The sequence below is a fragment of the Herbaspirillum sp. 1130 genome, from assembly GCF_017833835.1.
In the GTDB taxonomy this organism is placed as follows: domain Bacteria; phylum Pseudomonadota; class Gammaproteobacteria; order Burkholderiales; family Burkholderiaceae_D; genus Herbaspirillum; species Herbaspirillum huttiense.
In genome coordinates this window covers 139,675-154,066 of record NZ_JAFICQ010000003.1, presented here as the reverse complement: position 1 = coordinate 154,066, position 14,392 = coordinate 139,675, and the positions used below count along the sequence as shown (strand labels likewise).

At 64.1% G+C, this 14,392-nt stretch carries 14 protein-coding genes; 2 read left to right on the top strand and 12 right to left on the bottom strand.

Annotation, left to right across the window (positions count from 1 at the left end; translation table 11 throughout):
• Positions 1–84: 84 nt before the first annotated feature.
• The 12 genes from JOD78_RS14350 to JOD78_RS14295 all read right to left on the bottom strand — a co-directional run bounded on the left by JOD78_RS14350 (position 85) and on the right by JOD78_RS14295 (position 12,712).
• Complete coding sequence (locus JOD78_RS14350) at positions 85–498, bottom strand: hypothetical protein (RefSeq protein ID WP_121038053.1); 414 nt, start codon at positions 496–498, stop codon at positions 85–87.
• A 207-nt stretch (positions 499–705) separates the two neighbouring features.
• Positions 706–2,256, bottom strand: a complete 1,551-nt coding sequence (locus tag JOD78_RS14345; RefSeq protein ID WP_209568653.1) for a dynamin family protein — start codon at positions 2,254–2,256, stop codon at positions 706–708.
• Positions 2,253–3,524 carry a GTPase gene (locus tag JOD78_RS14340; protein WP_209568655.1) on the bottom strand — a complete coding sequence of 424 codons (1,272 nt, stop codon included), beginning with the start codon at positions 3,522–3,524 and terminating at the stop codon, positions 2,253–2,255. The genes JOD78_RS14345 and JOD78_RS14340 overlap by 4 nt, the downstream gene beginning before the upstream one ends.
• A gap of 19 nt (positions 3,525–3,543) precedes the next feature.
• Positions 3,544–4,764 carry a benzoate/H(+) symporter BenE family transporter gene (locus JOD78_RS14335; protein WP_227022583.1) on the bottom strand — a complete coding sequence of 407 codons (1,221 nt, stop codon included), beginning with the start codon at positions 4,762–4,764 and terminating at the stop codon, positions 3,544–3,546.
• Positions 4,765–4,812: 48 nt separating this feature from the next.
• A complete protein-coding gene (locus JOD78_RS14330) occupies positions 4,813–6,180 on the bottom strand; it encodes an MFS transporter (RefSeq protein WP_134134669.1) in 1,368 nt (455 codons plus the stop codon).
• A 98-nt stretch (positions 6,181–6,278) separates the two neighbouring features.
• Positions 6,279–6,689, bottom strand: coding sequence for a RidA family protein (locus JOD78_RS14325; protein ID WP_039788846.1), 411 nt, complete (start codon positions 6,687–6,689; stop codon positions 6,279–6,281).
• Between the two features lie 34 nt (positions 6,690–6,723).
• Positions 6,724–7,512 carry a benzoate diol dehydrogenase BenD gene (gene benD, locus JOD78_RS14320; protein WP_209568657.1) on the bottom strand — a complete coding sequence of 263 codons (789 nt, stop codon included), beginning with the start codon at positions 7,510–7,512 and terminating at the stop codon, positions 6,724–6,726.
• Positions 7,509–8,534, bottom strand: a complete 1,026-nt coding sequence (benC, locus tag JOD78_RS14315) for a benzoate 1,2-dioxygenase electron transfer component BenC (protein WP_121038035.1) — start codon at positions 8,532–8,534, stop codon at positions 7,509–7,511. Before benC ends, benD begins: the two co-directional genes overlap by 4 nt.
• Before the next feature lie 21 nt (positions 8,535–8,555).
• Positions 8,556–9,050 (bottom strand): benzoate 1,2-dioxygenase small subunit, encoded by a 495-nt coding sequence (gene benB, locus JOD78_RS14310; protein ID WP_121038032.1) that lies wholly within the window; start codon positions 9,048–9,050, stop codon positions 8,556–8,558.
• Entirely contained in the window at positions 9,047–10,420 is a 1,374-nt protein-coding gene (locus tag JOD78_RS14305; RefSeq protein WP_134134661.1) for a Rieske 2Fe-2S domain-containing protein, read from the bottom strand. Before JOD78_RS14305 ends, benB begins: the two co-directional genes overlap by 4 nt.
• Before the next feature lie 112 nt (positions 10,421–10,532).
• A complete protein-coding gene (gene catA / locus JOD78_RS14300) occupies positions 10,533–11,468 on the bottom strand; it encodes a catechol 1,2-dioxygenase (protein WP_121038026.1) in 936 nt (311 codons plus the stop codon).
• A gap of 50 nt (positions 11,469–11,518) precedes the next feature.
• A complete protein-coding gene (locus JOD78_RS14295) occupies positions 11,519–12,712 on the bottom strand; it encodes a muconate/chloromuconate family cycloisomerase (protein ID WP_121040285.1) in 1,194 nt (397 codons plus the stop codon).
• 144 nt (positions 12,713–12,856) lie between these two features.
• Between JOD78_RS14295 and JOD78_RS14290 the strand changes: the two genes are divergently transcribed.
• Positions 12,857–13,810 (top strand): LysR family transcriptional regulator, encoded by a 954-nt coding sequence (locus JOD78_RS14290; protein WP_039788858.1) that lies wholly within the window; start codon positions 12,857–12,859, stop codon positions 13,808–13,810.
• Positions 13,811–14,036: 226 nt separating this feature from the next.
• Positions 14,037–14,324 (top strand): muconolactone Delta-isomerase, encoded by a 288-nt coding sequence (gene catC / locus JOD78_RS14285; RefSeq protein ID WP_013233325.1) that lies wholly within the window; start codon positions 14,037–14,039, stop codon positions 14,322–14,324.
• Positions 14,325–14,392 lie beyond the last annotated feature (68 nt).

The following is a 14,392-nucleotide window of genomic DNA, read 5'->3' as shown; positions in this document are numbered from 1 at the left end:
TGGCTGACGTTCGAAGGGGGCTGGGGCGACGGCCGATAAATGACCGGCGAATGGCCAATGACTGGCCGATGAATGCGCCGGGACTCAGTTGTCCTGATGCGCCCAGTTGAAGCTCAGCGAGACGGGCTTCTCACCCACGCTGACCTTGCTGGTTTTCTTGACGCCGTTGTAGACGGCAGTGATCTCGTATTCGCCCTTGGGCAGCTTGAGGTTGGTCATGGGGCCGGCGGTGGCCAGGCTGAAGACGCTCTTGCCGTGAAGGTCGGCCACGTCCAGCTTGACGTTGCTGACGTAGGCGCCGTCCTTGGCTTCCGAGAACAGCAGGCGCAGGTTGTAGTCCTTGGCCGATTCACGCAGCTTGGCCTGCTCGCCGGCACCGATGCCGCCGTTCATGTAGGCGACCGTGCCCTGCATGTCCTGGGCGTGGGTCAGGGGTGCCGCCATGCCGGCGAGGCCGAAGACGATGGCGCTGATGGCGGTGATCTTGTTGATGTCCATGATGGCTCCTTGTCGTGGTTCAGGATGAAAGCGCTGCCGCTCCATGGCGGAGCGTCGGCGGTCGCCAATGCTGAGCTGACCGCCGATGCTTTACTGTAGGTCCGCAAAATTAAGGGATCCTTAACACCACAAAAGATTCCTGAGCACTGACGTCACAGCAGATCTTGCCCACGCGCAAGCCAGCTCTCCCCGGCCCGGTCGGCCGCCTCAGCGTGCGGCCATGCCTTCCGGCACACAGCGCAACGTGTCTTCCAGCTGTGCCAGCCGCCGCCCGTGCTCATCGATGAGAGCCCGCTGCACGGACACCGCATCAGACAGTGCCGCCAACCGGGCAGTACAGTACCCTGCCACTTCATCGGCCAGTTCTTCCAGGGTGGCCAGTACGCTTTGGCCCAGCGCTTCGTACAGTTTCTCGTAGGACGGCGGCAAATCGCCGGCAATGCGTTCATAGCCGCTGCCCGCAGGCAGGACCAGCGCCACCGGGGCCGGTGCGGACAGCACATGGCTGTCCAGTACGGCGCGCGCGTGGCGCTCGAAGGCGTGCATCAATGATGCTTGCAGGCTGGCCAGTACAGCGGCCACATCGCCCGTGCCGGCGTGCTGCTCCAGCAAGGCCGGCAGGCCCGGCATCACCTCGCGCCAGGCCAGTTGCACGATGCGTGCGCGACTGGCGGGCAGTGCTTGCAGTTCGCTCTGCACCAACTGCTGCAAGCCCCGCAGCGCGGGCAGGGTCTGCCCTTGCAGAGGGGCCAGTACCGCCTCCTGCAGATGGTGCAGCAGCACTTCGGCCGGCTTGCGGTCGCGATAGGCCAGGGCCGGTGCCAGCAGGTCCGACAGTGCGGCATACAGGCGCTCGAAACCGGCACCGCGCATCGCTTCGGCATCCGCACCGGCCGTGCGGGCCACATAGGCGGACACCGATACGGGAGCCTTCAGCTGATGCAGCGCCACACCCAGCGATTGCAACTTGTCGGCGGCGCGGGCACGGACGTCAGCTTCCTGGTCGGCGCGGTTGGCATCGGATTTGTTGCGCAGGCATTTGACGATCTGGCCATCCACCTCATCCTCATCGATGACGTCGCTGCGCGTGAGCACCGGCAGCAGCGGCTTGCCACGGCGCAGTTCGCGCGCCAGTTCATCGAGTTCCTGCACCTGTCCGGGCGAAGTCGAACTGGTCAGCCACAGCACCGCATCGGCGCTGTCGAGGAAGCGCTGCGTGAGCGCCGCATTCTCGCCGGTGGCCGAATGCAGGCCGGGGGTGTCCAGCAGCACCAGCCCGTCGCCCAGGCAGACGCCCTGCAGCCGTGCCGTGGTTTCGGTAGCGCCTTCATGGAAAGGATCTTCACTCTCCACCAGCGCCCCGTCCTGCAGATGGAAATACTGCACCGCCTGCTGGCGCTCGCGGAAGCGCTGCGCGAGAAAGTTGCATAGCGAGCTTTTACCGGCATTGAACTTGCCGAACACCAGCAGCATGAGCTTGCCCTCGAAACGCTGGGCCAGCGCACGCGCGGGAGCGAGGGCAAGCCATTGCTCCTCGCGGCAGCGCGCCTGGTGGATCCGCTCTTCGTGCAAGGCGGCCATACGGCGCGCCATGGGGCTGGCCGACTTCAGGCCGCTGGCAGGCAGCGGTGCAGCTTCAAACGCCTGCGCTAGCGCCACGAGCCAATCACGCAATGCAGACAGCACCGGCTGCAGGTCGGCCTCGCCCTGGCCGGTGCGGCCGATGGACTCGATGAAACGCTGTTCTTCATGGCTCATGCGCCCTCTCCTTCGCGCAGCCGCGCCAGCGCCTGCTGCGCGCGTTCATGCGCGTGCAGCTCGGCCTGGCCGATGGCGATCTGCTGTTGCAGCGCCTGGCGGTCTTCCGACAGTTCGTAGTAGTGCAGGAAGGCCTCTTTCAATTGCGCCTGCCCCGCCGGTTCACAGAAGCGGCGGCGCAGGTCGGCGCGGCATTTGATGGAGATGCCCAGCACGGCCACCATCACCGTATCGAGGCTGGCCACCGAGGTCTGCTGGCTGGCCGGCAGCCCTTCCACGCCATGCTGGATCAGGTGCGCGCGAATGGCGATGCAGGCCCGGGAATAAGCGACGTGAATGCGCGCCCGCTCGCGCTTGCCGGCGGTGAGCTTGAATTCGTCGGCGGCGGTATCGGGTACCAGCGCGGGATCGTCCCCCTGAAACTCGACGACCGGCAGCAGATCCTGATGGACTTTTTCCAGCACGGCCTGCAGCCCCTGTTCGAAATCCTGGCGTTGCTGCTGCTGGCGCTGGCGCAGCGTTTGCAGCCCGCTCTCCAGCGCAGCTTGTTGCTGCCGTACCTGCTGGCCGATCTCGGTGAAGAGCAGATGGCGTTCATGTCGGCGCGCGCCCGGCACCTGCTCCACCACGTCACGCAGCAAGGCCTGCAGCGCCGGAATACCGCTACGCTGCAGCAGCAGCGACTTGCCGCCTTCCACGCCACTGCGGTGTCGCGTCGACGACACCGGATACAGCGTGAGTCCCGGTGCCTGCGCAGAGATGGCGGCGCTGACCTTGGCCAGTTGCTCGTCATCGCTCATCTGGTCCACCTGCGTGAGCACGAACAGCGTCTGCCGCCGCGTGCGCTGCTGGTCTTCGCGCAGGGCCTGCAGCAGATGGCGTTCGGCCGCATCCAGTTCGCCTTCCTTGGCCGCATGCACGAACAGGCGCACATCGGCCTGCAGCCACGTGGCTTCCTGTGCGTGGCTGTCATCCTGCAGGGCGACGTCGGCGTCCAGCCCGGGCGCATCCAGCCAGCGCAGTTCGGCGTGATGGTGTTCGGACAGCGTGACCGTCTCGCGCCGATCGGCCACCGCAAACACGTCGCGCCCCATCAGTTCGTTGAGCAGGCGGCTCTTGCCGTGGTTGTACTTGCCGACCACCGTCACGGTCGGCGCGGCCTGCACTTGTGCCAGCACGCGCAGGCGTGCCAGGTCATGCGCGCGGCCCGGTACCACGGCCAGGACTTCGCTGGCGAGCGGGTCGAAGGAATCATGCTGAGGGGTCATTGGGGGGTCTCCATGTTTTTCATTTTTTCTGGGCGGGACGGCCGATCAGCCAGTGCGCGGCCATGCCGATGACCACGCCCCAGAAGGCCGCGCCCAGTCCGAACAGGGTCATGCCGGACGCAGTAGCGAGGAAGGTGATGACGGCAGGCTCGGCATGGCTGCCGTCCTCGCTCATGAGGCGGATGTTGGACACGATGGCACCGATCAGTGCCAGCCCGGCCAGGGCCGCGATCAGTTCCTTGGGAAAGGCGGCAAACAGCGTCACGATGGACGCCGCAAAGGTGCCGCCGATGAGATAGAACACGCCATTGGCAATACCGGCGATATAGCGCCGGCCCGGTTCCGGATGCGCATCCTTGCCGGTACAGAGCGCGGCCGTGATGGCCGCCAGTACGATGGTGATGCCGCCGAAGCAGGCCGTCAGCAGCGAGGCCAGCGCAGTGCCGGTGACCACGGCGCGCGTGGGCGGATGGTAGCCCGCCAGCTGCAGCACCGCCATGCCCGGCAGGAACTGGCCGGTCAGGCTCACCAATACCAGCGGCACCGTCAGGCTGAAGAACATGCCAATGCTGAAGTGCGGGGCAATGAAGACCGGCTGCGCCAACTCCAGGTGGAGGGCTCCCAGTTCGGTGCGGCCGCCGGCAAAGGCCACTGCGAAACCGGTCAGTGCCACCACCACGATGCCGTAGCGCGGCCACCAGCGGCGTCCTGCGAGATAGGCGGCCAGCATGGCAAACACCATCAGCGGCGCACCCACGCTGGAGCGAAAGGCCTGCACCCCGAACTGAAACAGGATGCCGGCCATCATGCCGGCCGCAATGCCCTTGGGGATGAAGGCAAGAATTTTTTCAAAGCAGCCGGTCACGCCGATGACGATCAGGATCACGGCCGCCATGAGGTAGGCCCCCACCACTTCCGGCATGCCCACTCCGGGAAAGAGGCTCAACAGCAGCGCCGTCCCCGGTGCCGACCAGGCCGTGATGATTGGCATCCTGAACCACCAGCTCAGCAGCAGGCCGCTCACGCCCGCACCCATGGAGATGCCCCACACCCAGGACACCAGTTGTGATTGCGGCACCTGGCCCGCATGGGCCGCCTGCACGAAAATCACCAGCGGACCGGCATAAGAAATCAGGACTGCCAGAAAACCCGCCACCCACGCAGTGAGCGAGCCTTGTCGTTGAACCATCGAAGCTTCCTTGCGAAATGCAACTACACGAACGCACGAAAGGTCCGGCACCCGTGGATCGCTCCGCCAGGTGCCGGACCGGCTTGACCGGCTACGATCTTAAACGCTGCGCGAGATCGGCGTGGCGGTCACGGTCGGCGCAGTCTCCGCTGCCACGGCACGCTGGCCATGACGATAGCGCAGCAGGAAGATGCCGATGGCCAGTGCAGCGACCAGTCCCGGTACGGCGAAGACCAGGAAATTCATCTTCAGCGGCAGCGCGGCCGCCATCAATGCACCGCCCAGCAAGGGACCGACGATGGCGCCCGAGCGGCCCACACCGGAAGCCCAGCCGAGACCCGTGGAGCGGATCGCCAGCGGATAGAACTGGGCCGTATTGGCATACAGCAGGATCTGTGTGCCGATGGTCGTGGCACCGGCCACGATGATGAGCAGGTACAGCACCGGGGTCGGGCTGTTGAAGCCGAGCAACGCAATGGCCACCGTGCCGACCGCGAAGAAACTCACCACCACCTTGGGCAAGGTAAAGCGGTCTCCCAGCCAGCCGCCGCCGATGGCGCCGACCACGCCGCCGAAGTTGAGCGCCAGCAGGAAGGACAGCGACGACCCCAGGCTGTAACCGGCGCTGGCCATCAGCTTGGGCAGCCACGAACCCAGCGCATAGACCATCAGCAGGCAGCAGAAGAAGGCGATCCAGATCATCAGCGTGCCGAGGGTGCGCTCCTGCTTGAACAAGTCCAGCATCGGCGCGCCAGAGCCCTTGGCATCACTCTGCACCAGCTGCACATCGGCACCCAGCACCGCTTGCGGAGCGACCTGCGCCAGCATGGCACGGGCCTGCTCCTGCTTGCCCGCACGCAGCAGGAAGCCGACCGATTCCGGCAGCTTCCACAGGATCACCGGCAGCAGCACCAGCGGTACGGCCGCGGCAAAGAACATCGATTGCCAGCCGAAGTTGGGCAGCATCCAGATACCCAGGCCCGCGCACAGCACGCCGCCCAGCGAGTAGCCGCTGAACATGATGGCCACCAAGGTACTGCGCAGGCGCTTGGGCGCGTATTCATTCATCAGCGCCACGGCATTGGGCATGAGGCCGCCGCAACCGAGGCCGGCCATGAAGCGATAGATGCCGAATTCCGTGGGCGAAGTGGAAAAGCCGCTCAGGAAAGTGGAGACGCTGAAGAGCACGAAGCTGATCGCCACGCCCTTCTTGCGGCCGATGCGGTCGGCCAGCGGGCCGAAGACGAAGGCACCGAACATCATGCCGAACAGCGCATAGCTGCCCAGCGCGCCGGCCTGCACCGGCGACAGGGACCACTCCTTCATCAGTACCGGCAGCACGGCGCCGTAGATGAACAGGTCATAACCGTCGAACACCAGCAGCAATGCGCACAGGCACATCACCATCCAGTGGAATTGCGTAAAACGCGCGCCATCGATGATCTGGCTCACTTCCTGGGTCTTCATGGGTCTCCTCCGTTGTCGTTTGTCTTGCGGGATTGGCGTTGTTTTGTATTCTTGTGTTTGTCATGCCCGGCGTTTTTCTTGCAGTAATCCTGTGCGGGTCAGGCCTGCCCCTTCTTGCGCAGATGCGCCACCGCCTTGATCTCGATGATGTAGCCCGGCGCACCGCCGAGCATGTGCGCGCCAATCGCCGTCCAGGCCGGCAGCGGATAGGCGTTCAGGTAGCGGTTGCGCACCTTGATGAACAAGGGCAAATCGCGCATGTCGGTATGGAAGGTGGAGAGATCGACGATGTCGTCCAGGGTACCGCCAGCCTTCTCCAGCACCCGCTTGAGGTTCTCGAAGGCCTGCACGATCTGGGCTTCGCGCGGCTCCACCAGTTGCATGTCGGGACCGCGCCCGATCTGGCCGGAGACGTAGAGAACATCGCCGACCAATACGCCGGGGGCATAACCGATTTTTTCGTAGACGTCTTCCATTCCCTCGGGAATGATGGCCTGGCGTTCAGACATGGTGTCTCCGTTCAAGGAAGTTGATTGAGAGGCCTCAGCCATTGTCGCCACCGGCGACCGGCAATACGGCCCCGGTGATGTAGCTGGCCTCGTCGGAAGCCATGAAGAGGATGGGTGCGATCTGCTCTTCCAGCGTGGCATAGCGTTTGAAGAAAGTGGAGCCGGTCACCTGCTGCACGGCCTCCTGCATCCACGCCTGCTCATGCGCGCTGTCGCCTTGCGCATTGCGCGGCACGCGGCGCGGCGGCGCCTGCGTACCGCCGGGCGCGGTGGCCACCACGCGGATGCCCTGCTCGCCGTATTCCATGGCCAGTGCCAAGGTCATGGCATTGACGCCGCCCTTGGCCGCTGAATACGGCACCCGGCGAATGCCGCGCGTAGCGTTGGAGGAAACGTTGACGATGGTGCCCCGGCCCGCGCGCAGCATGTGCGGCAGCACCGCGTGACAGCCATAGAGCGTGGGCATGAGCGAGCGGCGGATCTCGGCATCGATCTGATCGGCTTCGAATTCGGCGAAGGGACGCATGCGGATGGCACCGCCCACGCCGTTGACCAGCAGGTCGATGCGGCCATGCAGTTCAATGGCGCGGGCCATGGCGGCCTGCGCGCCGTCATGGGTTTCGAGGTCGGCGACGAAGCCGGTGGCCCGTCCTTCGGGCGCTTCCATCGCCACTTCATGGATGAAGCCGGCGCGGTCCACCATCAGCACCTGGCCACCCTCAGCCGCGATGCCCAGCGCCACGCCGCGCAGGATGCCCTGGGCGGCGCCGGTGACCACGGCCACCTTGCCGGCGAAGCGTGCGCGGGGGAGCGCTGCGCTCATGCCGCCACCGCCACCGGCTGGCTGGTGACGAACTTCTCGTAATGGAAACTGGCCGGGGCGATGCCCTGTGCCTGGAAGTGCTTCTGCACCGCCTCCACCATCGGCGGCGGACCGCACAGGTAGACATCGACTGCGCCATCGTGCAGCACCTCGGCCGGCATGTGCTGGGTCACGTACCCCTGGCGAGGATGGCTCGTTGCGGCATCGGCTACACAGGTGGTGAAGCTGAAGCCGGGCAAGCGTTTCGCCAGGTCTTCAAGACGATCCACCAGTACCAGGTCCTGGTCGCGGGTGACGCCATAGATCAAGTGCACCGGCTGCTGCACGCCCTGCTGCACCATCTCTTCCAACATCGCCAGGAACGGCGCCAGCCCGGTACCACCGGCCAGCATCAGCACGGGCTTGTCGACCGGGCGCAGGTAGAAGCTGCCCAGCGGACCGGTCATCTCCAGCGCATCACCGGTGGCGGCCTTGCCCAGCCAGCCGCTCATCAGGCCACCCGGCACGTTCTTGATGAGGAAGCTCATGCGCGTGGCCCCCGAGGGCGAACTGAACGAATACGAACGATGCTGGCCGCTGCCCGGCACGGCGATGTTGACGTATTGCCCCGGCAGGAAAGCCGGTGCATCGGCCGCCACCTCCAGCACCAGTTCGAAGGCTGCCTCACCGAAGGCGGTGACCTCGGCCACCTTGCCGCCGAACTTCGCGCTGCCGGTCTTGCAGGCGGTAGAGGCCACCGGTACGGCGACTACGCAATCGGATTGCGGGATCATCTGGCAGGTCAGCACCAGGCCTTGTTCCGCTTCATCGCTGCTGAGCGCATCGTCGATATAGTCGTCGCCCAGGTCGTACTGCCCGCTTTCGGCGCGGCACTTGCAGGTGCCGCACACGCCGTCGGAGCAATCCATGGGCAGGTTGATGCGTTGGCGGAACGCCGCGTCCAGGACTTTCTCCTTGGGACCGCATTGAATGATGCGGGTCACCCCGTCTTCGAAATTGAGGGCGATGCGATAGCTGCTCATGTCATGTCTCCTGCGGGCTGGTCAGACGTGATAGACGTCGATGACCTGGCGGATGTAGTCGTTCTTCAGGGCGATCTTCTTGCTGGCGATCTGGAAGCCGCCTTCGGTCTTGCGCAAGCTGACCAGGGTGGTACCGAAGAACTGGTCGGTGATCTTGTAGCGGTGCGACAGCGTATGGAAGTTGTAGCGCACTTCCACCACATCGTCGTGCTCGTCCAGGATCTCCACATTGGCGATCATGTGGCTGGTGCGCGGCTCCGGCATGGAGGCACTGGAGCGCTCGGTCTTGATGCGGAAGACGCGGTCTTCCAAGCCATCGCGGTTGGCGTAATAGATCAGCGAAATTTCGCGCTGCGGGTCTTCGGTGAGCTGGTCGTCATCGTCCCAGGCCGGCATCCAGTATTCGACGTCCGGGGCGTACAGTTCCAGCCAGGATTCCCACTGGCGTTCGTCGAGATAACGCGCCTCGCGATAGAGGAAGGCGCAGACTGCATCGAGTTGGGCAGGTTGGTTCATGCTTGTGCTCCTTGCTCTGCGGCCGCACGTTCCTTGCTGACGGCCTTGCGCATCTGCTCGGTCCAGTAGTGGTGCTGGCAGACGAAGAGACCTTCGTCCTCGCTGCGTTCACCGCTCAGTTTGGGGTTCATGCCCATCTTCTTCGCATTCTCGTCCGGGCCCTGCTTCCACAGCGGCGCGCCCCGGCTCATGTCGTTCCAGCGCACGGCCGATCCGGCGTAGCCGGCCTGGCAGGCGCGGAATTCTTCCAGGTCGTCGGCGGTGCCCATGCCGGAGACATTGAAGAAATCCTCATACTGGCGAATCCGCACGCGGCGGTCTTCGGCGCTCTCGCCCTTGGGGCCGAAGCAGAAGATGCTGATCTCGGTCTGGTTCACGCTGATGGGACGGGCCACGCGGATCTGCGTGCCGAACTGGTCCATCAGGAACACGTTGGGATAGAGGCACAGGTTGCGGGTCTGGGCCACGATGGTATCGGCGCGTGCCTGGCCGACGCGGGCTGCCAGTTCCTCGCGCTGGTTCCAGATCGGGCGCACTTCCGGATTGAGCGTATTGGTCCACAGGAGGATGTGGCCATTCTCGAAACCGTAGACGCCTGCAACAGCCTTGCTCCAGTTGTTGGCATCGGTGGCCTTGGTGCCGCCTTCCTTGCGGCGGCTCATGGTGGCGGCATAGTTCCAGTGCACCGAGCTGACATGGTAACCGTCGCAACCATTTTCCATCTGCATCTTCCAGTTGCCGTCATACAGGTAGCTGGAGTTGCCGCGCAGGACTTCCAGGCCATTGGGCGCCTGGTCGACGATCTGGTCGATGATGACGCGGGTCTCGCCCAGATACTCTTCCAGCGGCAGCACGTCTTCCGAGAGGCTGCCGAAGAGGAAGCCGCGATAGTTCTGGAAACGCGCCACGCGGGTCAGGTCATGCGAGCCGTTCTTGTTGAAGGAGACCGGATATTCGGTGGTCTTCTCATCCTTGACCTTCAACAGCTTGCCGCTGTTGGAGAAAGTCCAGCCGTGGAACGGGCAAGTAAAACTGCTCTTGTTGCCGTGCTTGCGACGGCACAGCATGGCCCCCTTGTGGGCGCAGGCATTGATGACCGCGTGCAGCTCGCCGTTCTTGTCGCGGGTGACCACCACCGGCTGGCGGCCGATCCAGGTGCTGTAGTAATCGTTGATCTCGGGGACCTGGCTCTCGTGAGCGAGGTAGACCCAGTTCGATTCGAACAGGTGCTTCATCTCCAGCTCGAACAGGTCGGCATTGGTGAAGATGTCGCGGCGGCAGCGGAAGATGCCGTTGGTGGGATCTTCGTCCAGGGCGGTGTCGAGCAGGCGCTCGACCTCTTCATACTTGTCGGCGGCAAGGGTGGTCATGTCTTTTCTCCAGGGTGCAGCCCGCCTGTCGCGATGGAAAACCATCGCGGCAAGGCAGTCGGCGGGGATGAGGCTGGCCTGCGCCAGCGGCTGGCGCAGGACGATCAGGCGATCAGGCGGCCAGGCGCGGACGGTCCACGACCTGGTTGTCGGCACCGTTGACCAGCGAGGTCAGGTTGATGTCGAAGACGATCTCGGCGAACGGGCCTTCCAGTCCCTCGGCCTTGATGCTGGCCGCATCGGTACGCTCGACCAGCGGCGGCACCAGGCCTTCGCGGGTGGCGTAGGCGAAGTCGTCATAGATCAGCGGATCGCCTTCGATGTTGATCTGCGTGGTCAGCTTGCGATGGCCATCGGCGGTGACGAAGAAGTGGATGTGTGCCGGACGGTTGCCGTGGCGGCCCAGCTGGTTCAGCAGGCCCTGGGTCGGGCCGGCCGGCGGACAGCCGTAGGCGGCCGGCATGATGCTGCGGAATTTGTAGCGGCCCTGGGCATCGGTGATGATGGTACGGCGCATGTTGAAGGGCTTCTGTTCACCGGTCGGGTCGAAGTGCGAATAGAAACCCTTGGTGTTGGCATGCCAGACTTCGACCTGCGCGCCGGCCATGGGCTTGCCATCCGAGCCATAGACGGTGCCGTGCATGATGATGGTCTGGCCGTTCTTGTCGCTGCCATCGTCCAGGCGCGCGAAGCCCTGCTCCACCGGCGCACCGGCCACGTACAGCGGACCTTCGATGGTGCGCGGGGTGCCGCCGGTGATGCCCAGTGCGGCGTCTTCGGCATCCATGCGCATGTCCAGGAAGCGATCCAGGCCCAGGCCCGGCGAGAGCAGGCCGGCTTCGCTGGCAGCGCCCAGGCGATTGACGTAGGCCACGCCGGCCCAGTATTCGTCGGAGGTGATTTCCAGGTCTTCGATGGTCTTGAACAGGTCGGACAGGATGCGATGCACGATCTGCTTGGTGCGCGGGCTGCCGCCTTCGGTGTCGAGGCCGCTGGCCAGGCGCAGGAAGTCCTGGACTTCGGGGGTGCTGAAAATCTTGGCTGCCATGTTGAGTCTCCTTTTGGATTTGTAGATTGGGGAAGTGCGTCTTTTTTGTTTTATCCGGCCAGTGTGGCCGGCCTCGCTGCTGTCACTGTCGCCCCTTGCTTGCGGTCGCGCCGGAAGTATTGCACACGCTCTTCATCCAGCACGATGCCCAGTCCGGGGCGGTTCGGTATGGCCAACTGGAAATCCTGGTATTGCAAAGGCTCGGCCAGAATTTCTTCGGTCAGCAGCAACGGACCGAACAACTCAGTCCCCCACTGCAATTCACGGAAGGTGGCGAAGGCATGGGCCGAGGCGATGGTGCCGATGGCGCCTTCGAGCATGGTGCCGCCGTAGAGCTCGATGCCGGCCGCGTCGCCGATAGCGGCCACCTGCTGGGCGGCGCGCAGGCCACCCGATTGTTCGATCTTGATCGCAAACACATCCGCACCGCCGATGCGCGCCAGCGCAAAGGCCGATGCCGGACCGGTCAGCGATTCATCGGCCATGATGGCGATGGCGTGCTTGCCCTTCAAGCGGGCCAGTGCCGGGGCCGAGGCCACCGGCTGCTCCACCAGTTCGCAGCCGGCATCGACCAGGCCAGCCAGCCCGCGCTGGGCTTCCAGTTCGCTCCAGGCCATATTCACATCCACCCGCACCGAGCCACGATCACCGAGGGCCTTCTTGATGGCGGCCACGTGGGCCACATCGGCCTCGACTTCGCGGCGGCCGATCTTGAGCTTGAAAATCTTGTGGCGGCGCGCGGCCAGCATGCGTTCGGCTTCGTCGATGTCCTTGGCGGTGTCGCCCGAGGCCAGGGTCCAGGCGATCGGCAGGCTTTCGCGGGCGCGGCCGCCGAGCAGTTGCGAGACCGGCAGGCCGGTGCGCTGGCCCAGGGCATCGAAGAGCGCCGTCTCGATGGCGCACTTGGCGAAACGATTGTCCTGGATGGCCTTGTTCAGGCGCGCCATGATGGCCGGGATCAGGCTGGCATCGGCGCCCAGCAGCAGCGGCGCGAAGTAGGTATCGATGGCCAGCTTCATGCCCTCGGGTGATTCGGCACCATAGGCCAGGCCACCGATGGTGGTGCCCTCGCCCACGCCGACGGTACCGTCGGAGCAGTACAGGCGCACCAGCATCAGGGTCTGCCCGTTCATCGTCGCCATCGACAATTGATGGGGACGGATGGTCGGCAGATCGACCAGGAAGGTCTCGACCCGGTCGATCAGGGCCGGGGCCGCAGCGTGAAGGTGTTGTGGGGTATCCATGGACTGCATTGAACACCCGGAAGCCCTGCCATTGCCAACACCAAATTCGTCTAGTTTCATACCTTTTTTATATAGTTTATAAAGGCTCCTATAAAAATCAAAGGATTAGACATCATTAGTTTCTGTGAGATATGATTTTCGGCCATGGACATCAGACAACTGAAATACTTCGTGGCCGTGGCCAATACGCGCAACTTCACGCGCGCCTCGGAACAGCTGCACATTGCGCAGCCGCCACTGTCGCGCCAGATCCAGCTGCTGGAAGAAGAACTGGGCGTGCAGCTGATCCTGCGCAACAGCCGCCCGCTGCGCCTGACTGAAGCCGGCCGGGTGTTTTACGAGCAGGCGCTGCAGATTCTCAACCGGCTGGAGCAGTTGAAGAACGCCACCCAGCAGATCGGCCTGAACCAGCGCCAGACGCTGTCCATCGGCTTCGTCGCCTCCACGCTCTATGGCGGCCTGCCGGTGCTGGTGCGCAAGCTGCGCCAGCACTATCCGGAGGTGGACATCCAGTTGCTGGAGCTGACCTCGATGCAGCAGTTCGCCGCCCTCAAGTCGGGGCGCATCGATGTCGGTTTCGGGCGCATCCGCAGCAATGATGCGACGGTGGCGCGCATCGTCCTGCGCGAAGAAAAACTGGTGCTGGCCATCCCGCCCTCTTTCCCGCTGGCCGCCAGCCATCAGCGCGTGAGCCTCAAGGAAGTGCATGGACAGAAGCTGATCGTCTATCCCAAGGAGCCGCGCCCCAGTTTCGCCGACCACATCCTGAGCCTGCTCAATGACCAGGACATCCACCCGGCTGAAGTGCACGAGGTGCGCGAGATCCAGACCGCGCTGGGCCTGGTGGCGGCCGAATCCGGACTGTGCCTGATCCCGGCCTCGGCGCGGCTGCGCAATGACCTGCATTACCGGCTCATCGACGATCCGCGCGCGACCTCCCCCATCATCCTCACGCATCGCATCAACGACAATGCCTGGTACATCGAAGCCATCAAGCAACTGGTGGCCGACATGTATGCCGAACGCCCGGCCTGGCTGGACATCGAGACCAGCTCCTTCCCGGCGACCGGTTTTCCGAATCCCGAACGGCGCGAGTGAGAGGCCATCACGATGCGCCCCCAGCGCTCATCCTGCGCGTAGTTGACGCGCAGCAAACCGTCTGCCCAAGTTGACAGTTGCCCGCACGGACGCCTACACTCGTTTGTGCGAACAAAGGATTTATGTTCGTTTATCGAACATCACGATTTCCCGCCCCGCGTTCACCATCGCGACCAGGGCGCGCGCTGCACGACATTCCACCCATAACGACAACGGAGCACACATCATGCTGTTCATGGTTCAAATGCAGGTCAACATTCCCGCCACGCTCGACAAGGCCGTGGCCGATCAGCTGAAGAAAGACGAGAAGGAGATGTCGCAGAAGCTGCAGCGCGAAGGCAAGTGGCGCGACCTGTGGCGCGTGGTCGGGCAGTATGCCAACGTGAGCATCTTCAACGTCTCCGGCAATGATGAGCTGCACAACATCCTGTCGGCCCTGCCGCTCTATCCCTTCATGACCATTTCGGTCACTCCGCTGACCCAGCATCCCTCGGCCATCGCGCAGATTGGCTGATTCCCGGCGTATCTGACGCTTTTTGATTCACACACGCCCGTCACCACCGTCCGGTGGCGCGGGCCAAG